This window comes from Oscillospiraceae bacterium (assembly GCA_031265355.1).
Taxonomy (GTDB): Bacteria; Bacillota; Clostridia; order Oscillospirales; family UBA929; genus JAIRTA01.
On sequence record JAISCT010000070.1, the window covers coordinates 21,893 to 44,549 of the forward strand.

Genomic DNA, 22,657 nt, shown 5'->3' on the forward strand with positions numbered 1-22,657 from the left:
ATTAGCAGTCTATACAGGAGTATGAAACAAACAAGCGGCAGTAAGATCAGCAAACAGACAATCAACTCCTGTACCGAATACGATGCATTTAAAAACCGACGATACAAGTTATTAAATAAGGTTTTCATACGCGCCTCCCGGGAAGTGTCGTCTTGCATATAGTCTGACACGGATTGACCGCCGTGTCAAGCAAATTGAGGATTCGCTATTGCCGACGACGGATTTTTCTGATATAATATTTTATCACCGGCGGGCGGGGAGACGGACCGCCGGGCGTCGGACGGGGGTGGCCGTGTGAACAATCGCAAACTGTTGCGGGTGCTGGAGCCGGGGGCGCGGCTATCCTTCTTGGCTATGCTCCTCTTCGCGGCGGCCTCCGCCTTTGTGAACACTTGGTTGGCCGTCGGAGAAGGCGCGGCCGTCGTCCTTCTGTACCTCATCTACCGCCGATTTCTTGCCGCGCGCCGGCGGGAGATCGTCCGCTACCTGGAGGGGCTGACGCAGGACGTGGGCGCCGCGATGGGCGACTCACTTGTGAACTTCCCGCTGCCAATGGTCATCCTGAAGCTCGACAACGGCGAGATCCTCTGGTCGAACGAGCGATTTTTCGAGATCGCCGGGGAACGGGAACACCTCTTTGAGGTGAAGATCGGCGACGTGGCGCCCGGGTTTCATACGAAGTTCCTGCTGGAGGGCAAGCGCGAACACCCGCTGGAGATCTCTTTGCGGGGGCGGCAGTACAATGTGTTCGGCAGCGTGGCCAGCGTCGGCGCCGACCCGACCCAGGCGCGGAGCCTGCTCGGTACCCTCTACTGGATCGACGTGACCGAGGCCTCCGCGTTGCGCCGGGAGTATGCGCTGTCGCGCCCGGTGACAGCCCTTGTGGTGCTGGACAACTACGAGGAGATCGTGAAAAATCTGAACGACTCGCAAAAGTCGGGGATGCTGGCCGCCATCGACGACCGCGTCGCCGCCTGGGCCGCGCCCGCCGAGGGCGTTTTGCGTAAATTTGACAGAGACCGCTTCCTGTTCCTCTTCGAGGAACGCCACTTGGCCGCCTTCATCGAGGGGAAATTTTCGCTGCTCGACGCGGCGCGCGCCATCGTGAGCCCGGGCGGTATCCCGGTGACGCTCAGCATCGGCATTGGAAAAGACGGCGCCACGCTGCGGGAGGACTTCGGCTACGCGGCGCTCGCCATCGACATGGCGCTCTCCCGCGGGGGGGACCAGGCCATCATCAAAAACCGGCTCTCGTTTGAATTCTACGGCGGCCGTTCAAAGGAGTTCGAAAAGCGCACGAAGGTCAAGTCCCGCGTCATGGCCAACACGCTGGCCCGGCTCATCTCCGACTCGTCCAACGTGCTCATCATGGGCCACCAGAACGCGGACATCGACAGCGTGGGCGCGGCCGTCGGCGTGGCCGCCGCCGTGCGCAAACGCGGGCGCAAGCCGTACATCGTCATCGACCGGACGCACACCGCGGCCGAGCGACTGCTGCGGAAGATGGAGGACCTGCCGGGCGCCGACGACCTCTTTGTGACCGCACAGACCGCCATGCTGCTCGCGGGCCGCGACACCTTGCTCATCGTGGTCGACACGAACCGGCCGGAACTCGTCGAGTCCCCGAATCTCCTTCAGGCATGCACCCGCATCGCCCTGGTAGACCACCACCGCCGCGCGTCGAACTACATAGAGCGCGTGGCGCTGGGGTTCCACGAGCCGTATGCCTCGTCGGCCAGCGAACTTGTCACGGAGCTGCTCCAGTACATGCTGGACCAGGGCGACCTGCACCGACTGGAGGCCGTGGCGTTGCTCGCCGGCATCGCGCTCGACACGAAAAATTTCACGATGCACACCGGCGTACGCACCTTCGAGGCGGCGGCCTTCCTGCGCGGCGCGGGGGCCGACACCGTGGAGATCAAAAAACTCTTCCAGAGCGACCTTGCGGCGGCCGTCGCGCGCTACGACGTGGTGCGCAACGCCCGGATGTACAAGGGGCAAGTGGCGCTGGCGGCGGTGGAGGCGCCGGTCGACCGGACGGTGGCGGCCCAGGCCGCCGACGAACTGCTCGGCATCGCCGGGGTGGACGCCTCTATCGTCCTCTTCCCGGAGGGAGAGCAAGTCATGCTGTCGGCGCGGTCTTTGGGGCGGATCAACGTGCAGGTCGTCATGGAGAAGCTCGGCGGCGGCGGGCACCAGACCATCGCCGGCGCCCAGGTGCCGGGCCGTTCGGTCCAGACCGTGCTGACGCGGCTGCTGCACGCGATAGACCAATATTTGGAAGAAAATCCGACGAACGCGGAACGCGTGTGAGGCGGCGGGCCGCCGGAGCGCGCATCGGAAGGAGTGTGTCGGGATGAAAGTGATATTGCAGCAGGATGTGACCGGGCAGGGGAAGAGAGGAGACCTGGTGGAGGTGTCCGAGGGGTATGCCCGCAACTATCTGCTGCCGAGGAACCTGGCGACAAAGGCGACGCCCGACGCGCTAAACGCCTACAAGCTGCAGGAGAGGGCGCGCCAGGACGGTGCGGTGCGCGCGAAAGAACGCGCGCAGGATCTGGCGGAGCGGATGAAGGACATGGTGGTGCATGTCCACGCGAAAGCCGGTTCGCAGGGCCGTCTGTTTGGTGCGGTGACGGCCGCCCACGTGGCGGACGCGCTGAAGGCACAGTACCGGCTGGAGATTGACAAGCACAAATTGGTTCTGGAAGAGCCTATCAAACATTACGGCCGCCACGAGATCAAAGTCAAACTGGGCTCCGAAATCTCCGCCCGCCTCCAAGTGGAAGTCGGGGAGTGAACGCGCGGTGTGACGGGAGGAGGGGGTGCGCCCAGTGGATGATCTGCTGACGCGGCACCAGCTGCCGCACAGTGTGGAGGCGGAGCAGGCGGTGCTCGGCGCCATGCTCATCGACGCGCGCTGCGTGCCGGACGTCGTCGGACTCCTGCACGCCGAGGACTTCTTCATCTCCCAAAACCGGGACATCTTCGAGACCATTCATTCGATGTTCACGCTGTCGCAGACCGTTGACCCGGTCACGGTGCTGGACGGGATGCGCACGCGGGGCCTGTGCGCCGACGAGAACGCGGCGCGCTCCTTCCTCATGAGTCTCATGCAGGTGACGCCCACGGCCGCCCACGTGCGGGAGTATGCGGGCATCGTCCGCGATAGGGCGCTGCTGCGGCAGATCGCCGAGGCCGCCGCCGACATCTCCGTGCTGGCCCAAGGGGGGCAGGACGAGGCGGAGACCGTGCTGGACAGTGCGGAGCGGCGTGTCTACGACATCCGTCAGGGGCGGGCGGACCAGTCGCTGCACACGGTGTCGGCCGTGCTGCAGGAGGTGTTTGCACGGCTCGACGAGCTGTCGCGCAACAAGGGCGGGCTGCCGGGGTTGCCCACGGGTCTCGCTGAGGTGGATGACTACATCGGCGGTCTGGGTCGCTCCAATTTGATCTTGATCGCCTCCCGGCCCGGCATGGGCAAGACCAGCATCGCGCTGAACATCGCGCTGAACGCGGTCAAACAGAGCGGCAAAACGATCGTTTTTTTCTCGCTTGAGATGTCCCGAGAACAGCTTGTCATGCGCCTGCTCTCCAGCGAGGCGTTCATCGATTCACGCAAACTCCTGACGGGGGATCTCTCGATGGAGGAGTGGAACCGTCTGATCGACGCCTCCCGCGCGCTGACGCGCCTCGACTTCCGCTTTGACGACAACTCCGCCGTCGGGGTGACCGAGATGAAGGCCAAGTGCCGCCGTCTCGACAATCTGGGGCTCATTGTCATCGATTACTTGCAGCTCATGCAGGGCAGCCGCCGTCAGGAAAACCGCGTGCAGGAGGTGGCCGACATCTCCCGCAACCTCAAAATCATGGCCAAGGAGCTGAATGTGCCGGTGCTCTGCCTGTCGCAGCTCTCCCGCGCCGCCGAGACGCGCTCGGAGAAAAACAAACGCCCCATGCTCTCCGACCTGCGCGAGTCGGGCGCTATCGAACAGGACGCCGACGTCGTCATGTTCCTGTATCGGGACGAATACTACAACGAGGACACGGAGGACCGGAATGTGGCCGAGTGCATTGTGGCAAAGAATCGCCACGGCGCCACGGGCACCGTACGGCTGCAGTGGCTGCCGCAGTATACGGCCTTTTCGTCGCGGGAGTGGAAGCACGATGGGGCGTGACGCGCGTCCGCGGCTCGTCGCGTCCGCGCGCCGTCTGGCCGCGGACGAGGCGCTGTTTGCGCCGGGCGCGCGCGTGCTCTGCGCGCTTTCCGGCGGCGCCGACTCGGTGGCGCTGCTGTTCTTTCTGTGGGAGAGCCGCCGGGTTCTGGGTCTTGAGCAGGTGGCCGCCGCCCACTTCCACCACGGCCTGCGCGGCGCCGACGCCGATGAAGACGAGGCGTTTGTCCGGTCGCTGTGCGCCGCCCACGGCATCTCGCTCACGGTGGGGCGGGCCGCCGTGCGGACCGCCGCGGCCGCGTGCCGGATGGGGATAGAAGAAACCGCCCGAGCGCTGCGGTATGCGTTTTTGGCCGGAGCGGCCCGGGCCGGCGGATTTGGATGGATCGCCACCGGACACACGGCCGGCGACAATGCGGAAACCGTTCTTCTCCACCTCGCCCGCGGCGCCGGCCTCCCCGGCTTGACGGGGATCCCCGCCAAACGGACGTTGGCGGCGGAAGAGGAAGAATTTATGTTGTCAGAGGACAACATGGGGATTCCCGCTAAACGGACGTTGGCGGCGGAAGAGGAAGAGTTTATGTTGTCAGAGGACAACAGGGGGATCCCCGCCAAACGGACGTTGGCGGCGGAAGAGGAGCTCGCGTTGTCTGAGGCCGGCGGGCGCTCCGGCCGGCAGCCGCTTTTGGTGGTGCGGCCGCTGCTCACGGTGACGCGGGCGGAGGTCGAGGCGTTTTTGCGGGCTCGGGCGCTGCCGCACCGGGAGGACCTGTCAAACGGCGACCGCACGCCGGCCCGCAACCGGGTGCGGCACGAGGCCGTGCCGGCGCTGCGCACTGTGAACCCGAAGCTGGAGGCGGCCGTGTCGAAGATGACCGCGCTGCTGCGCGCCGACGAGGCGTTTTTGGCGGAGCAGGCGGCCCGCGCGCTCCCAGAGATCCGGCCGACGCCGGCGGGTCTCTCGGTGGACGTTGGCGCGCTGTGGGCGCTGCCGCCGGCGCTGCGCACCCGCGCGGTCCGGCTCCTCTGGGCGCGGGCGCTGGGGCGCGACGCGCCGCTGCCGCTGCACCATGTGGAATCCGTCTTGGCGCTGTGCGTCGGGGCGTCTCCCTCCGCCGCCCACCATCTGCCGGACGGCCTGACCGCGCGTCGGGAGTACGGTGCGCTGATCGTCGGCCCGCCGCCGCCCGCGCCGCGCGCCTTCACGCACACCCTGCGGTCGGCGGGCGAGACGCCCGTACCCGAGGTCGGGCTGCTCTTTGTCTGCCGGACCATACCGCCGCATACGCCGGCGCCGCCCGGCGCGCTGCGGCTCCGCGCCGAGACGCTGGCGGGCGCGCCGGTCCTGCGGCCGCGCCGCGAGGGAGACACGCTCTCTCTGCCCGGCCGGCCCGGCGGCCGGACGCTGAAACGGCTGATGATCGACCGGCGGGTCCCCCGTCCGCTGCGCGAGGCGCTCCCGGTGCTGGCCGACGCCGACGGTGCGGTGGCCGCGCCCTTCTTCGGCGTGGACAGAGCCCACGCCGCGGCGCCGGACGCCCCGGCCCTGCTCGTCACCGTGCATCCCCTGCCGGACAGCGCGCTGGCGGACCGGTGGCGCGTCTGGTGCCGGCCGGACGGATGAGCGCGGGGGAATTCCCCGGGAAATGTGCCGCCGCGGCGCGAAAACGGTGCGGAGCGGCGCCGGAAGTTACGATATTTTATAGGGAAAACCGTGTGCGGACGCGCAAAAGGAGGCACCCATGCATTCGGACATCGAAAAAATTTTGCTGAGTGAGGAGACGCTGGCGATGCGGGTGCGGGCGCTGGCGGAGAAGATTTCCGTGGACTTTGCCGGCCGTCGGCCGCTGTTCATCGGTGTGTTGAAGGGCGCCTTCATCTTTCTGGGCGACCTCGTGCGGCATGTGACGCTGTCCTGCGATATCGATTTTTTGGCGGTGTCCTCCTACGGGCGGCAGGCCGTTACGGCGGGCGCCGTCCGCATCATCAAAGACGTGGACAGCGACATCGGAGGCCGTGACGTGGTGATTGTGGAGGACATTCTTGACAGTGGCCTCACGTTAAGTTATATTATAAGTCTGATGAAGGCCAGAAAACCGGCCTCTGTCTCCATCTGTACGCTGCTGGATAAGCCAGACCGCCGGAAAGTCCCGGTCGAGGCGCGGTACACCGGATTTTGTGTCCCGGACGAGTTCGTCGTGGGGTACGGTCTCGATTACGCGAACCGCTTTCGCAATCTCCCCTATGTCGGGGTGCTGAAGCGGTCCGTGTATCTGTGAGCGCAAGAGCGGATAGGGCGGGCGCGTCCGGGGCGCGCCGCCGCTGAGTGAGGAAGTGTCCTGTTGAAAAAAGAAGGCGTGAAAGATCTCGGATTCTATGTGGTCGTCATCCTGCTGGTGCTGGGCAGTATCTGGCTGATCATGGAGCTGACGCAGCCCGCGAAGATCAGCTATCGGAGCATCATCCAGTATTTCCGACAGGAAAAAGTGCGGGAGTTTTCCATCGAGGGCGACACGCTCCATCTGTTGCTGGCAGACAATGGAATTCCCGGCGAAGTGGTGTGCGACCTCTACAGCGTGGAGTATTTCCGGGAGGACCTGTGGGACCTCATCCAGGAGCAGGATGAGAAGGGTGTTTTTAAGGACTACAATCTCGACAAGGGCTTTGTGCCGCCCTGGTGGCTGATGATTTTGCCCTATGTACTTGTCATCGGGGTCTTTTTTGTGCTGTGGTATTTCATGTTCAACCGGGGAGCCGGCGGCGACAACAAGGCCATGCGCTTTGGGCGCGCACGCACGCGGCTCGGCAGCGACGAGAAGAAAAAGATCACATTTGCCGACGTGGCCGGCGCCGACGAGGAAAAGGAGGAGCTCAAAGAGATTGTCGAGTTTTTGAGCCACCCCAAGCGCTTCATCGACATCGGCGCGCGCATCCCGAAGGGGGTGCTGCTGGTGGGCCCGCCGGGCACCGGCAAGACGTTGATCGCCCGCGCGGTGGCGGGGGAGGCCGGCGTGCCGTTTCTCTCCATCTCCGGCTCCGACTTTGTGGAACTCTATGTCGGCGTGGGCGCGTCGCGCGTGCGCGACCTGTTTGAGCAGGCGAAGAAGACGTCCCCGTCCATCGTGTTCATTGACGAGATCGACGCGGTGGGCCGGCACCGCGGCGCCGGCATGGGCGGCGGGCACGACGAGCGCGAACAGACGCTAAACCAGCTTCTCGTCGAGATGGACGGTTTTGGAAACAACGAGGGCGTCATCGTGATCGCCGCCACGAACCGCCCGGATATCCTGGACCCGGCGCTGCTGCGCCCCGGGCGCTTCGATCGCCAGGTGTTTGTCGGGATGCCGGACATCAGGGGCCGCGAAGCCATCTTAAAGGTCCACGCGCGCGGCAAGCCGCTGGACCGGGATGTAAGCCTTGAGAACCTGGCCAAGACGACGCCCGGGTTCACGGGCGCCGATCTTGAGAATCTGCTGAATGAGGCGGCGCTGCTGGCGGCCCGCCGCTCGAAGAAAGTCATTGGGAACGGCGAGTTGCAAGATGCGATGATCAAAGTGATCGCGGGCCCGGAAAAGAAATCCAAGGTCATCTCGGAGAAGGAGCGCCGGCTGACCGCGTACCACGAGGCCGGGCACGCGGTGGTGAGCCGCAACCTAAAGACGCAAGATCCGATCCACCACATCACGATCATCCCCCGGGGCCGGGCGGGCGGCATGACGATTTCCCTGCCCCAGGAGGACAGATCCTATGCTTCGAAGAGCGAGATGAGCGAGGACATCATCGTTTTCATGGGCGGCCGGGCGGCCGAACATCTCGTGCTGGACGACATTTCGACAGGTGCCTCGAACGACATCGAGCGTGCGACGAAGCTCGCGCGCAGCATGGTGGTCAAGTACGGCATGAGCGACAAGATAGGACCGATCAGCTTCGCCTCCGAGCACGAGGAGGTCTTTCTCGGCCGCGACTTTGCGCACACCCGCAACTATTCCGAACAGGTGGCGGCTCAGATCGACGAGGAGATCAAGTCGTTCATCGCCGCCGCGTACGAGAAGTGCGAGGAGATTCTGAAAGCCAACCTGTCGATGCTCCACAAGATCGCCACTTATTTATTGGAGCACGAGACCATGGACGGAGACACCTTCCGCGCCTGTTTCGAAGAAGCCGACCCCACGCCGGCGTAACAAAGATACCTGAGGGCTGTCGCAAACGGTTCATAAGAACCGCCAAGCGACAGCCCTTTCGGCAAAATAGCGGCAAAAACATCGGACATACAAGATGTAGATCAATACACACAAGATATAGACGACAAACACAAGGACTGGTATTTGCAAACAAGATATAGTATATCATGGCAAAATGTACAAAAACAGGAAGAAGAAAAATCACCCATCAGCGACGTATGGACGGAAGGGTTTCTCCAAAAGAGAAACCCTTCTCAAAATAAAGAATCCATTGGGGGCCAGCGTCTTTGACACCTGAACCATTTATGCGCCCGGCGAAAAGATCGATATATGGTTCGAGTGACAGACGTGCGTCTGTCACTCGATATAAAGGGATGTCTATGATGCAGGGCGGCGCCCTGCGGAGAATCGAGACAACTGGAGATTTCCATATAATTCCAACCCTCCGTCTGTGTCGGGGGGCTGGGTGTCGGGAGGCAGCATGAGACAGATACGAACCCTGACGATCGCGCTTCTTGCGCTGGTTCAGATCCTGACCCTCGGTCTCTGGCCGGCCGCGCCGGGCGCGGCGGCGGCGGAGGCCGAGAACGTCTCCGCGGCGGCGCCCGGGGAGAGTGCCGAGCGGTATGTCCTCAAGCTTCAGGCGGGCGCGGTTTGGCCGGCGGACCTGTTTGACGGACCGGGCGGCGCGCCGGCGCTTATCCCGTATACGGACGATTTGTATGTGGCGGACACCTGGGCGCAGGTGATCGCCCTGGTGCGCGCGGGTCTTGTCGAGTTCTTTGCGAAGGACGAACCGCTTCGGCTGCTGGAAGGGATCGAGACCGGCGCGGGGCAGTACCGGCGGGCGGTCGGCATAGATGCGCTGTGGGACGCGGGGTATGACGGGACGGGCGTCACGGTGGCGGTGGTGGACTCGGGCGTATACGCCGGACACGAGGACCTGGACGCCGGACGTTTTGACGGCGCCAACTTCATCGGATACCAGGCGGGTGCGTCGCCCGCGAGAGACTACGGCGTCGACGCGACGGGCCACGGCACCTTTGTGAGCGGCGTCATCTCGGCGGTCCGAGACAACGGCGTCGGTGTGGACGGCCTCGCCGGCGGAGCGCGTCTGCTCATCGCGCGGTGTTTCCCGGAGAAAGGCATACAGACGAGCGAGGTCTTGGCGGCCATCGGCTACGCGGTGGCGCAGAACGCGGACGTTATCAACATGAGTTTCGGCGGGGCGGGTTCGAGTGTGGCGGCTCTCATGCGCGTGCTGTTGGAGGAGGCGCGGCGCAAGGGGATCATCTTGGTCGCGGCCGCCGGCAACGACGGCGTCGGCGGCGAGGTCCAATACCCGGCCGGCAGTGACGGCGTGATCGGCGTCGGCATGGTGGATGCGCAGGGCCGTGTATCGGGGCAGTCCACGCAAAACCGCACGGTGGACGTCACGGCCCCCGGTCTCGGGATGGCAGGCCTCGGGACCGAGGCGCCGAATCACTACATCACGGGCAGCGGCACGTCGTATGCGGCGCCCGTGGTCGCGGCGCTGGCGGCGCTGGCGCGCCAAGCGGACGCGGGTCTCGACGGCGAGGATTTTTTGGCGCTTCTCAAAGAGAGCGCCGAGGACAGGGGCGCCCCCGGTTACGATGAGGGTTACGGTTGGGGGGTCGTCGTCGGCGCGCGCCTGCTGGCCGCGCTGGAGCGGGCGCGGGCGATCCGCTACGAGACGGACGGCGGCCGCATCGAGGGGACAGCGGGTGCGGATTACAGCACGGTGTATACCGTCGCCCGCGACGCCGACGCCCGGCTGCCGGCGTCGGTGACGCGGGCAGGCAGCCTGTTCGCCGGCTGGTACGACAACCCGGACGGCGCGGGCGCGCCGCTGACCGCCGTGCCGCCGGGCACGGTGAGCGATGTCACCTACTACGCGCGGTGGGTCGATGTGTCCGATGAGTTCGACGCGGTAGTGGCGCGGCTGCGCGTCGACGGCGTGTCCGCAGAGCGGACAGGGGAGACGGCCTTTCACGCCGTCCTGCCCGCGGGGACGGACCTGGCCGGTCTCACGGCGCAGGAGATCGAAATAGAACCGGCGAACGCGCAGACCACGTTCTCCGTGCCCGAGACGGCGGACGGCGGTGTCACTTGGACGTTTTCGGGCAGCCTGCCGTCCGGCGGCGGCACGCACTACACGCTGACGGTCGGCCTCTCCGACGTACCCCGGCCCGAGGCCGGACCCGATGTGACGGGCGCGGCGGCGCCGGCCTCGCTGGATGAAAAGACGCCGGCGGCGCCCTTTCAGTGCGAATTGACCGGAGCGTTTCGCGGCGTGACCGGCGGCACGGTATATGAAGTGACCGGCTCCGACGGCGCGGGCGCGGCGCGGATCGACGGGACAAAGCTCATCTACACACCGGCGCCTTTGGAGGCGGGTCGGACGGTTACGCTGCTTGTCCGGGCGCAGACGGGATCGTTTGCCGCGCGAAGCGACCTGCGCGTCACGGTCACGGTGGGCGCGCTGCCTGTGAGTGACGCAATGCTCAGCCCGACGGAGGGCGTCTATGACAGGGCGGCGTCGGGGGCGGCCGGGATGACAGTTCTCGCCGCGTTCTACGGCCACCGACTGGTGGCCGTAGAACGCGCGGGCACGGCGCTCGTCTCCGGCGCGGATTACCGGGAGGAGCCTACGATTGGGGAGATTCGACCGGTGACGCTCACGGATGCGTTTTTGCGAGGCCTGCCCGATGGTGTGCATACGCTGGTGTTTTGGTTCAGCGGCGGACGCACGGAGGCGGCCCGGTCGGTTCCGTTTGTCCTCACGGTGCGCGGAGGGGAGAATCCGTCCGAGGGGACCAAAGCGCCGCCCGGCGGCCCTGCGGACCGGCCCTCCCTGACGCGGCCGGCGCCCGCTGTCATAGCGGAAGAGAGCGAGGAAGACGCGTCCGCGCCGCCCGACGAATCCGAAGCGGACGAGACGGCCGGCACGTCCGATGCGCCGCCGCCGTTCGGCGACGTCACGGTGGGCGACTGGTTCTGCGACGACGTGCGCTATCTGTACGAGCGCGGCCTGATGGTGGGCACCGCCGCCGGGCGGTTCACGCCGCACGCGTCGATGACGCGCGGCATGTTGGTCACGGTGCTCGGCCGGTTGGCCGGCGCGGACGCCGCGCGTCACGGGGAAAATCATTTCGACGACGTGTCGGACGGGCGCTACGACGCGCCCTACATCGAGTGGGCGCGGGCCGTCGGCATAGTTCTCGGCGTCGGCGGTGCCCGGTTTGTGCCGGACCGGGCCGTCACACGTCAGGAGGCGGCGGTGATTCTGCTGCGGTACCTGCAGTTTGCCGGCTTGCGCCTGCCGGAGACGGCGGCGCCCGGTCCGTTCACGGATGAGGCCCGCATCGCCGGATACGCGCGGGAAGCCGTTGCGGCGCTCATCGCCGGCGGCGTGATCACCGGTAGGCCAGGTCCCCGGTTCGACCCGGGCGGCACCGCCACCCGCGCGGAAGTCGCCGCCATGCTGCACAGGCTCTGTACAATGACCGAGGCTCGCTGAAAATCCCCCGTTGCGACAAAAATTTTACGCGTGAAAAACGTATAAACGTATAGATGTATAAACGTATAGATGATGATGGAGGTGTAAAGGCATGGAAGACAAGTTGCACGGCAAACTGACAAACGAAGTCGGCGCGCCGGTGGCGGACAATGAGCACGCCGTCACGGCGGGGCCCCGGGGCCCTGTGGTCATGCAGGACGTATGGCTGATGGAGAAGATGGCGCACTTCAACCGCGAGGTCATCCCCGAGCGCCGGATGCACGCGAAAGGCTGGGGCGCCCATGGGCGTCTGACGGTGACCGGCGACATCTCACGCTACACGAAGGCCAAAGTGCTAAGGCCGGGCCAGGAGACGGATCTGTTCGTCCGCTTCTCAACGGTGGCCGGTGAGCGCGGCGCGGCGGACGCCGAGCGGGACATCCGGGGCGTCGCGTGCAAATTCTACACCGAAGAGGGCAACTGGGACCTGGTCGGCAACAACACGCCCACATTCTTCATTCGCGACGTGCACAATTTTTCGGACCTAAACCGCGCCGTCAAGCGCGACCCGCGCTCCGGGATGCGGTCGGCCCAGAACAACTGGGACTTTTGGACGCTGCTGCCCGAGACGTTCCACCAGCGTACGATCGTCCTGTCGGACCGCGGGATCCCCGCCAGCTTCCGTCACATGCATTTCTACGGCGAGCACACGTTCTCGCTGTACAATGCGGAAAACCGGCGCGTGTGGTGCAAATTCCATTTTCACACGCAGCAGGGCGTCAAAAATCTGACCGACGAGCAGGCCGCCAAACTCTGCGGCCAGGACCGCGAGAGCCATGGGCGCGATCTGTTCGAGGCCATCGAGCGGGGGGATTTCCCCAAGTGGACGATGTATATCCAGGTCATGACCGAGGAGCAGGCGAAGCAGCACTACGAGAATCCCTTTGACATCACCAAGATTTGGCGGCACAAGGAGTTCCCGCTGATCGAGGTGGGCGTGCTGGCGCTGAACCGCAACCCGGAAAACTACTACGCGGAGGTGGAGCAGGCCGCCTTCACGCCGGCGCACGTCGTGCCCGGCATTGGGTTCTCGCCCGACAAGTTCCTTCAGGGGCGTCTGTTTGCCTACGGTGACGCGCAGCGTTATCGGCTCGGCGTCAACTACAATCACATCCCGGTCAACCGCGCGCGGTGTGAGGTGAACGAGTACCACCGCGACGGCGCGATGCGCGTCGACGGCAACTACGGCGCGACGCCGGCCTATACGCCGAACAGCGACGGCGTCTGGTCCGCGCAGCCGGAGGCGGCGGAGCCGCCGCTCGATCTGGAGGGCGCCATGTACCGCTTCGACCCGAAGGATGATCCGACGGACGACAACTTCCGGGCCGGCGGCGACCTCTACCGCGTCATGGCGGAGGACAAACGGGCGCTGCTCATCGAAAACACCGCGCGGGACATCGCGCCGGTGACGGAGAACGTCAAGTACCGCCACGCGACCCACTGCTACTTGGCGGACACGGAGTACGGCGAGCGCATCGCCGCGGCGCTGGGCCTCAGCCTTGAGAAGGTGAAGGACCTGGCCAAACTGGATCAACAGGGCCTGGTCGCCGCGACGCTGCATCCGTGAGCCGCGCTGGGCTAAAAATCGCATCGGGACAGCAAAACGGACGCCGTGCACGGCGTCCGTTTTGCTGTCCCGCCGGCGGCCCCACGATACGGAACGTTGTTTGAGCGGCGCTTGTAAAAAGGGCAAGCAAAAGTAGGGCGCGGCCGCCAGTTCGTAGACGGATGGAGGCGCCTTTGTAATTTGATGTTTTATGTCGCACTTGTTTTTGCCAATATTACACAAAAAGCATTGACTTTTTAAAGGGTTTGTGATTAACTGGCGTCATTGGAAACATTAGGAAGACAAACCCGGCGCGGCCGGGGTCTAACAATACGGTAGGGAGGTACCAAATTTGAAAACCACACAAAAGACGGCCGCACTCTTTCTTGTGCTGATGATGATCGCCGGACTGCTTCCGGCACAGGTTCTGGCGGCCGCGGGCGACGACATCGGCAGGACCATCGACGTGGGGAGCAGCGGAAGGTCCGACGGCGACACAGGCACGGGCTGGTCGTACAGCGACAACGTGTTTACCGTTACGGGGGATGTGACCCTCAAAGGGAAAACGAACAATGGCATTGTCAAACGCGTCGTCATCAGCGGCGGCACGGCGGACAAACCCTTGCAGGTCACCCTGCAGAGCCTGACGATCGCGGCGCTTCAGGCAGGCGCGCCCATCGAATTAAAAACAGGTACGCACGCAGTGCTGACGCTGGACGGCAGTTCCTGGCTGTCTACCTACGACGAAAACGAAAACAACCCGGGCATTCGAACCACCGGCGCCTATTTGACCATTGAGGCCGGCAAGGACACGGGCGAGTTGGAGGTCACAGGCGGCGACAACGCCGCGGGCATCGGCGGCGGCGCTGGCGGTCACGGCGGTACCGTGACCATCAACGGCGGCATTGTCACCGCGGACAGTGTTTACGGCGCGGGCATCGGCGGCGGCGCTGGCGGTGACGGCGGTGTCGTGACCGTCAACGGCGGCATCGTCACGGCAACAAGCAAACAAGGCGCGGGCATCGGCGGCGGGAGGGGTAGCGCGGGCAGCAGCGGATACAACGGCGGCGACGCCGCATTTATCAAGTTTGGAAGAACAGGCGGCAGCGGCCAAACAGGCGGCGGCGGCGGCGGCGGCGCCGCCGTGACCATCAATGGCGGCGCCGTCACCGCTGGCAGCGAATATGGCGCGGGCATCGGCGGCGGCCGTGGCGGAGACGGCGGCAGCGGCGGCAGCGGCGGTGACGCTTGGGTGATCTGGGCGCGCGGCTACAAAGGCGGCTCCGGCGGCCAAGGCGGGCGCGGCGGCGCGGGCGCGACGGTCAGGCTCAACGGCGGCGCCGTTAAGGCCGCCAGCGCCAACGCCGCAGGCATTGGCGGCGGCAGCGGCGGCGGCGGTGGGCGCGGCGGCGGCGGTGGGAGTGGAGGCAAATGGGGTAAAAACGGCTCAAGCGGCAGCGCGGGCGCGGCCGGCGCGCAGGGCGGAGTGGGCAGCTGCGAGGTCAATCGGGTGCACAACCATACCTGGTGGGCGGCCAAAGGAGCCAATCAGGATCCGGGCGGCCCCGGGACGACATATCCGGACGACGCGTTTACAAACGACAACGCGTACAGATATGTAAAAATCCAGGTGCGCACGGCGGTTTTGTGGGATGACATCAGGGCCGGCAACACAAGGCAAGACGCCGTGAAGACCGACCTCAATCTGTTTACGAGCGACGAGAAAGGCGCCGTGATTGAATGGACGTCGAGCGAGCCGGAGGCCATCTCGCCGGACGGCCGGGTGACCCGTCCGGCATACCCCGAGGACGACAAAAAGGTACAACTGACGGCGAAGATCCAGCTGGGCAGCTTCAGCGACGAGATAACGTTTGATATAAACGTGCCCACACTGTCGTGGGACGATCGCGCCGACGCGGATTGGTACACAGAGACAGAGCAAACCCTCTACATCAAAAACGCCGGGCAGTTGGCGAGTCTCGCGCGGATTGTGAGCGGCAAAGACGGGCTTTGTGACGAGTTTGCCGGCAAGACGGTGATTTTAACCGCCGACATCGACCTGTCCGAACTCCCGTGGGTTCCGATTGGCACGCAGGACCATCCTTTCAAAGGAAGGTTCCTCGGAGAGGCGCACACCATCAGCGGGCTCAAGTTTGTCAACAATGCGGCGGGGCGTCAGGGCCTGTTTGGCTGGAACTGCGGCAGTATCAGCGACACGGGCGTCGTCGAGCTGCAAATAGAAGGCGGCTGGGAGTCGGGCGGCATTGCCGCCGTCAATGGGGACGAACAGTTTGGCGGGGAAGCCGCCATTGAAAACTGCGTCGTGTCCGGAAGCGTCGCCGCGGACAGCGCCGGCGGACTTGTGGGCAGCAATTACGGCAAGATCCTGAATGGATATTTCTACGGCGCGCTCACAGGCGCCGGCAGCGGCGGCATCGCCGGTGTCAACCGCGGCGACGGGATCGAGAGCGCATACTATTCATACGGCGCCGAAGGACCCGAAAGCGCCGTCGGCGCGGAGACAAAAGGTGTACTCACATGCGTCGGACGTTTCGACGATACGGGCGCCATCGTGGGCTCCGACGGTACGGAGACAGAGTACGGAGAAGAACTGCTGAGAGCGCTGAACACATGCGCCGAATGGCACGGTCTGAGATTTGACTGGGAGAAAAACCGCGGAAGCGGCGTTCCCCCCGTCGTATTCAGCGGTGAGGTTCGGGAGGATCGCGTCGCGGCCGCCGCCGCCAGCCACACCATTGTCGTCAAACATGACAGCGGGCAGTTCGTGGAAAACGCGAAGGTGCGCATTGGCGAGGGCGTTTACACAACGGACAGATTCGGTATGGTGACGGTATGGGACGAAACGCTGTTTGGCGTCAACAGAGTGTACGTGACTCCGACCCCCGAGAAGAGTTGCCGCAGAGGCGAGGCGTACTATGCGTTGACCCCGGGGAAGAGCCGGACGCTGTTTCTGGAAGCCTGGCAAGACGACGGAAAGCCGTACGTGACCATGGCGGCGGACACCGAGACATTCGCGGATGTCCGCGCGGCCAGCGTCTTTTTTATGCAGTACAAAGGTGATATGCTGCGTCTGCTGTGCGCCGGCGAGTGGGCCGGCGGCGGTGGCGGCCGGTTCATGCTGTACCAGAGCGGCGGCAAGTATATTTACAGCGATGCGGACGGAGTCATCAGCCTCGCGCCCGGTCTGACATTCAGTCCGGAGGAACCGCTGTGGCTGAGGATGGAGCCCGACGACGAAAGCAAACCGACGTCGGACTTCGTCCCGGTGTATGTCAGGGTTATCCGGAGCGACTCGGACTTTGAAAAAACGATGAAGTCGGTGGACAGATCGCCGAACTTCACAGCCACGCCCAAAGAAAGCGGCCTTGTGGACGGAGAGGCGACCAGAGTGTATCCGGAGAATGTCAAACTGCCCATGACCGCCATGGCCACGCTGTCGTCCGCCGCGCAGGCCTTGGACGGAACCATCACGTTCCACGGCTACGTCGGAGACTTTAAAGACGGCCCGAAATTTGGTTTCTCGGTGGGCGGACTGAGTGACGCATTTGAATTGCTCAAGGACGCGAAAGATCAGATGAAAACGGAGGACGAATACGAGAGACTGAAGGATGAATGGTCCAAAGTCCTCGAAAAGAAAGCGGACGAAGGGAAAGAAATCTCCAGAAAAGAGCTGGATGAGATGCTGGCGGACATTGACGTGCCCCAATCTGCCCGGGCTCGCGTCGCGGACATCGTCGAGAAACGCGTCACGGAGTGCATTGAGAAAGAATTGGCGCGGCCAGAGGTGGCTGGCCTTGTGGAGAGTTTCGATGAATTGTTTGACGTACTGGACGGGCACATGGCGGCTTTGTGTAAAAAAATGGATACCGCCCTTGATTTTGCCTTTGATAAACTCGTAAACGTCCTGCAGCTTGAGAATCTTGCCGCCGCCGAACGGGCGTGGAAGGCGTTCAAAAGCGATTTCCAGGCCGCCAAAAACAATGTGGGGGCAAGAGGATGTCTGGATACGCTGAAAGACAAATACGGCATCACCGAAAAGACGTTTACCGTCGTGCCCGGCCTTGTCGCCGGCGGCATTGGCGGGATCGGCTATTTCGAAGTGACGTTTGACATGTACGGCAGGCAGCTGTCCAGCACGGGCGAGGTCATGGTCAGCGGATACGCCGAGGGCAAAAAAACATTTACGTTTGTGCTTGGCTTCATCCCGGTGTCCGTAGAGATCGGCGGCGGTTTGGGGTTGGGCGCCGCTGTCAAGACTGTGGTCGGCGCCAGCGGCGGCGGCGTGATGTTCAACGGCGAGGTCGTCGTCGGCATCAATCCGTACATGTGGCTTTCGGCGGGCGTAGGGGTCAGGAACTTGGCGTATTGCGGCGTTAGGGGCGACGCGGGTTTGTATATCGAAGTGTTCGCCAGCAACAACAATAAGCCGTCCACGTCCGGCAGACTCACCGCATCCGCGGGCATAGAAGCCGAGCTGTTGTTTTTCATCAAAAAAAGCTGGACGTTGGGGCGCTACGAAAAACAGCTTTGGGGGCGCGCGCGGACGGCGCGGGCGGCCTTCGGGGCGTTTGCCTTTGAAGATGAGGAAGCTTACTACGCGTATGAAGACGGCGGCTTTGCGCTGTCGTCCAGAGAGTACCTGAGCCACACCACACCGTGGAACGGCCGCTGGCGCGCAGACGGCGCCGCCGCGCTGAGAAGAAGCGCCGCGGCGGATATCCCGCTGCAAGACGGCGTTCTGCCGGGGTCCGTTCCCCAGTTTGCCAAAGCGGGGGATCAGACCGTCATGCTCTTCCAGGCGGACGACGGCGTCAGCCCGACCGGCAATCACATCAGGCTGATGTACACGGTTCTGCAAGACGACGGTTGGAGCGAGCCTGAACCGGTCTGGGACAACGGAACCTCGGATTTCTTCGCGAAAACCCTGACGGTGGGCGACGATCTGTACGTGCTCTGGCAAAAATCCAAGGCGGTCCTGGCGGAAGAGGAGGACCCCCAAGCGCTGCTGGATCAGACCCTGCCCAACATGGAGCTGTGTTTCGCGAAATGGGATGCGGACGCCCTGCAATTTGCGGAGCCGGCATACATAACCGACAACGACGCGGCCGAGATGACGCCGACGCTTGTCGCCGGCGAAGGCGGACTCACCGCGTTGTGGACGGAAGTCCGCGAGGGAGACCTCTTTGGGGGCGGCGAAGGTCTGTATGCGGCGGTCGGCAGCGTGCTTAGCGACGGCGCGTGGAGCGAACCCAAAACGCTGTTTGAGACGAGTACGTACATCAACGAACTGGCGGCCGGGTATGCCGGCGGCGAGCTGACAATCGCGTACGGCACATTTGGCGATGAGGACACGCCCGCGATATGGATATGGCACGGGGCGATCAGCGCGCCGATCTCCCATGCCCAAGGGGCCTCCGGACTGCGATTTTATGACGGACGGTTCTTCTGGCAGGAAGCGGGCAGCATTTACAGCTATGACGCCGCCGCCAATGAGGCGCTCCCGCCCGTCACGGCCGGCGGTGGGCTGATATCCGGTTCATACCGAGTGATGGAGGGCGCGGGCAAAAAGGCCATTGTCTGGGCGGAGCCAAACGTCGATACCGACCCGGAGGCGGAAAGGTATGTGATCAGGGCGTCCTTTGCGCAGGCCGACGGATATGGCCCGCCGGTCACGCTGAAAACCGTCGGCGGCGAGCTGGCCCATTTTGACGCGGCGCTGACCGAGGAGGGCGGCTGGCAGTTTGTCCTGAACACGTACCAAGCTGCGGAAGGGGGCGAGGAAGAGCCAGAACACGCGCTCTGGTATGCCGAGGTGGAACCCAAGACGGACATCGCCCTCGACTATGTGTACGCCTCGGCCGCCGATGTGGCCCATGGCGTGCAGCCGATAGACCTGGTGGTGAGGAACCTGGGCGAAACGGCCGTCGAGCAGCTGTACGTCACCCTGACAGGTCACGAAGCGCTGACGAAGCCCCTGACACTGGCCCCGGGGCAGACGGCGACGGTCAGTGAAACCGTGGACTTGCACAAACTTCCGGCTGACGGGCGCCTGCGCGCCGAGGTTTCCTGCGAAGGGGACAGTGATTCGGACAACAATGTGTACGAGACGACGGTAGGCTTGACGGACGTGGCCGTCAGCGTGACGCAGCAGCGGGTGGGCGATCGGATCTTCCTGACGGCCGCGCTGTCCAACGATGCGGATATCGCGACGGAAACGACGCTCACCGTCCGCGAAAACGACGCAAACGGCAGGCTTTTAAGTGAAAAGCGACTCGTTGCGGACAGCCGGAAAACCATCGAGGTGTTCTTCGATGTGGATGTGCTGCGCACCGCGGCAGACAAGCTTTACTTTGAGGCGGAAACCGCAAAACCCGACGCCTATCCGGACAACAACCGCGTGACGGCGCCCCTTTACAGGGAACGCCCGACGCCGCCGGCGGCGGATCTGACGATGGATCCGGCGCAGGAGATTCGGTGGGTCCCGGCCGAAGGGGTTTCGCTCAGCGGAGAAAGCCTGTTTTACAGACAGGAAGAGAACGAGACACCCGAAGAAGCCAAGTTCACGGCGCGCGTGTATCCCGAAGACGCGAGCAACCGAGACGTAGTATGGCTCTCTTCCGACGCGCGCGTCGCGCATGTGGACGACAGCGGACAGCTCACCCTGAGAGCGCCGGGCCAGACCGTGATCACGGTCGTCACGAAGGACGGCGCCCACAGGGACAGTTTGGAAGTGACGGTCAAAGACGCCCGCCATACATTGACGGTCGGGGAAACCGTGGGCGGATATGTGACAGTCGACGGCGCGAGGGCCGGTGAGGCGGAAAGCGTCGAGAGAGAGGGCGGAGACCAGGTGTCGATAGAGGCGGCGCCCTTCGCGGGGTACAGGTTTGTACGCTGGGTCAGCGTCCCGTCCGACTGCCTAGACGACGAGATGTCGAATCCGGCCGTGCTCACGATGCCGGATGAGGACGCGACGGTTCAGCCGCTGTTCAAGCTCTCCGGGAAAAATCGCGTGCTGTGGTCTCTCTCTCTGAACCCGCCGCCCAGAACCGAATATTACGAGGGCGAGCAATTGGATATATCTGGGATTTCTGTCCTGGGCAATTTTGACGAGGGCGATGGGTTCGGCCTCTCCGGGTATGCCGTCGATCCAGAGCCCGGAACCCCGCTCACGCGGGATATGGAGAGCGTAACCGTCAGTTATACGGAGGGCGGCGTCACCAAGACGGCGCGCTTTGAGATCACCGTGAAAGAACCGCAGCTGCAATCCATCGCCGTCACGGCGCCCGACACAACATTTTATGTCGAGGGCAGCCGTTTGGACCCCGAGGGGCTTGTCGTGACCGCGCACTACACAAACGGCAGCCGGCCGATCGACGACTATACAATGGACCTCGGCCTCGACGATCCGCTGACGCTCGATCGCAACAAGGTGACAGTCAGCCATTCCGAGGGCTCGGTCACCGTTACGGACAGCTTCGACGTCACCGTTGTGAAAGAGATCCATATCAACGGCGTAGAGGTGGGCAGCAAACAGACGACGGTGTATTTCGGCATTCATTCCGCAGCCGGCAAGGGATATGCGGTCCATTTGGCCGAGATGCCGGAAGAATTGGCGGGGGGACAGCCGGAAGACTGGCGGTTTGCACCGTATACCAACGTGAGCTATCAAAAGACTGGTCTCGTCATAAAGGGCCTGACAAAGAGCAAGAACTATTTGATGTACATCACGTACACAGAGAACGGAGCCGTCGCCGAACAAAGCTTCCCTGTGTTGATACCGAGCAATCCGTTGTCTATCACCGACGAAGACGGATACCTGATCGTCACGACGGCGTCGGAGCTTGACGCCATTCGCAGCAACCCGGCGGGGAAATACAGACTGTACGCCGACATCGATTTGACGGACTATATCTCATCGAACTGCACAGCCGAAAAGGGCTGGTATCCGATTGGGTATGGCGCCCCCTATTTCAGCGGCGAACTCGACGGACAGGGCCATACGATCAGCGGGCTGTGGAGCGGCAAAGGATGGGGCATATCTTACAAGGGTCTGTTTTCGGTCACGATGGGCGCCGTGATCAAAAACGTGCACATTGAGCTCGACGAGAGGGGTATCACCGGCGGGTATGAAGTCGGCGGGGTCACCGGGGACGCCAGAAACGGCACGGTGATTGAGAACTGCACGGTGTCGGGCGGCCAGATTGTCGTCACGGGCGGAGGATACGCCGGCGGCCTTGTCGGGCGCGCATACGGGAGCCCTCCGGTCGTTTTCAAGGATTGCACGGTCGCCGGCACATACACCAAAACCAGCGGCAACTATTCGGGCGGGCTTGTCGGCTGCGCGCTCGGCAAAACACAGATCATTCGGTGCCAGACCATCGACACCGTCTCCGAAGGCGGTTCCTATGTCGGCGGCCTGGCGGGGGCGCTGCACGGCGGCGCGTCGATCGAGGCGGCGTACGCAAGCGGAACGGTCAAGGCGGCGGCTTCCTATGCGGGCGGTCTGGCGGGGGCGGTATATGAGGCGTCTTCTATCAGCGGCGGGTACGCTGTCGTGGACGTCAGCGCGTCGCATTACGCCGGCGGACTTGTCGGAACATTGTACGGCCGTTCGACGCTGTTCAAATCGTGCGCTTACGGCGACGTTACCACAAAGAATTACATAGCCGGCGGACTGGTCGGAGAAGCGATTGCCGCCGTCATCAGCAATTGCTATGCCCAGGGTGACGTGAAAGGCACGACGGGCGTCGGCGGATTGGTCGGGTACTTTTCAGGGTCGGGCACCGGCGGCGACAAATCGGTTGAAAACTGTTATTCATCGGGGAAAGTAAGCGGCACAGGCACAACGGAATACGGTGCGTTCAACGGCCGTTCTGGGGTGAAATATTTGGGGACGAACCACTATGACGGCGACAAGGCGGGGGTTTCGCGCGGCCAGGGGACGAGCGGCTCGCCCGCCGGAGCGCCGTCCGCGTACCCGCAGAGCCAGACGACGGCCAATATGATGAAACGGTCCACATTCGCCGGCTGGGATTTTGAGAACATCTGGCACATACGCGAAGGCGAGTATCCGTTCTTTGAGCGCATCGCTTCAGACGAACCGCAGCCGTAAGGCGGCGCCTGCAGACAAAGCCCGGCGGCCGTATCCCCT

General features: G+C 63.7%; 9 protein-coding genes. All 9 read left to right on the forward strand.

From position 1 onward, the window contains the following. Positions 1-294: 294 nt before the first annotated feature. The 9 genes from LBK75_10755 to LBK75_10795 all read left to right on the forward strand — a co-directional run bounded on the left by LBK75_10755 (position 295) and on the right by LBK75_10795 (position 22,618). Positions 295-2,313, forward strand: coding sequence for a DHH family phosphoesterase (locus LBK75_10755; GenBank protein MDR1158760.1), 2,019 nt, complete (start codon positions 295-297; stop codon positions 2,311-2,313). 43 nt (positions 2,314-2,356) lie between these two features. Continuing rightward, entirely contained in the window at positions 2,357-2,800 is a 444-nt protein-coding gene (gene rplI / locus LBK75_10760) for a 50S ribosomal protein L9 (GenBank protein MDR1158761.1), read from the forward strand. A 34-nt stretch (positions 2,801-2,834) separates the two neighbouring features. After that, positions 2,835-4,178, forward strand: a complete 1,344-nt coding sequence (dnaB, locus tag LBK75_10765) for a replicative DNA helicase (protein MDR1158762.1) — start codon at positions 2,835-2,837, stop codon at positions 4,176-4,178. Beyond that, complete coding sequence (gene tilS, locus LBK75_10770) at positions 4,168-5,799, forward strand: tRNA lysidine(34) synthetase TilS (protein MDR1158763.1); 1,632 nt, start codon at positions 4,168-4,170, stop codon at positions 5,797-5,799. Before dnaB ends, tilS begins: the two co-directional genes overlap by 11 nt. 118 nt (positions 5,800-5,917) lie before the next feature. Further along, a complete protein-coding gene (gene hpt, locus LBK75_10775) occupies positions 5,918-6,454 on the forward strand; it encodes a hypoxanthine phosphoribosyltransferase (GenBank protein ID MDR1158764.1) in 537 nt (178 codons plus the stop codon). A 63-nt stretch (positions 6,455-6,517) separates the two neighbouring features. After that, a complete protein-coding gene (ftsH, locus tag LBK75_10780; GenBank protein MDR1158765.1) occupies positions 6,518-8,356 on the forward strand; it encodes an ATP-dependent zinc metalloprotease FtsH in 1,839 nt (612 codons plus the stop codon). 481 nt (positions 8,357-8,837) lie between these two features. Continuing rightward, the gene (locus LBK75_10785) at positions 8,838-11,897 is read left to right on the forward strand and encodes a S8 family serine peptidase (GenBank protein MDR1158766.1); all 3,060 of its coding nucleotides are present in this window, start codon (positions 8,838-8,840) and stop codon (positions 11,895-11,897) included. Between the two features lie 91 nt (positions 11,898-11,988). Beyond that, a complete protein-coding gene (locus LBK75_10790; GenBank protein MDR1158767.1) occupies positions 11,989-13,503 on the forward strand; it encodes a catalase in 1,515 nt (504 codons plus the stop codon). 331 nt (positions 13,504-13,834) lie between these two features. Next, complete coding sequence (locus tag LBK75_10795) at positions 13,835-22,618, forward strand: bacterial Ig-like domain-containing protein (GenBank protein MDR1158768.1); 8,784 nt, start codon at positions 13,835-13,837, stop codon at positions 22,616-22,618. The last annotated feature ends 39 nt before the right edge of the window (positions 22,619-22,657 follow it).

Bases quoted from the DNA above. Each gene is read 5' to 3' on its own strand.
- LBK75_10790 (MDR1158767.1), top strand. From the start codon at position 11,989: ATGGAAGACAAGTTGCACGGCAAACTGACAAACGAAGTCGGCGCGCCG.
- rplI (MDR1158761.1), top strand. From the start codon at position 2,357: ATGAAAGTGATATTGCAGCAGGATGTGACCGGGCAGGGGAAGAGAGGA.
- LBK75_10785 (MDR1158766.1), top strand. From the start codon at position 8,838: ATGAGACAGATACGAACCCTGACGATCGCGCTTCTTGCGCTGGTTCAG.
- hpt (MDR1158764.1), top strand. From the start codon at position 5,918: ATGCATTCGGACATCGAAAAAATTTTGCTGAGTGAGGAGACGCTGGCG.
- tilS (MDR1158763.1), top strand. From the start codon at position 4,168: ATGGGGCGTGACGCGCGTCCGCGGCTCGTCGCGTCCGCGCGCCGTCTG.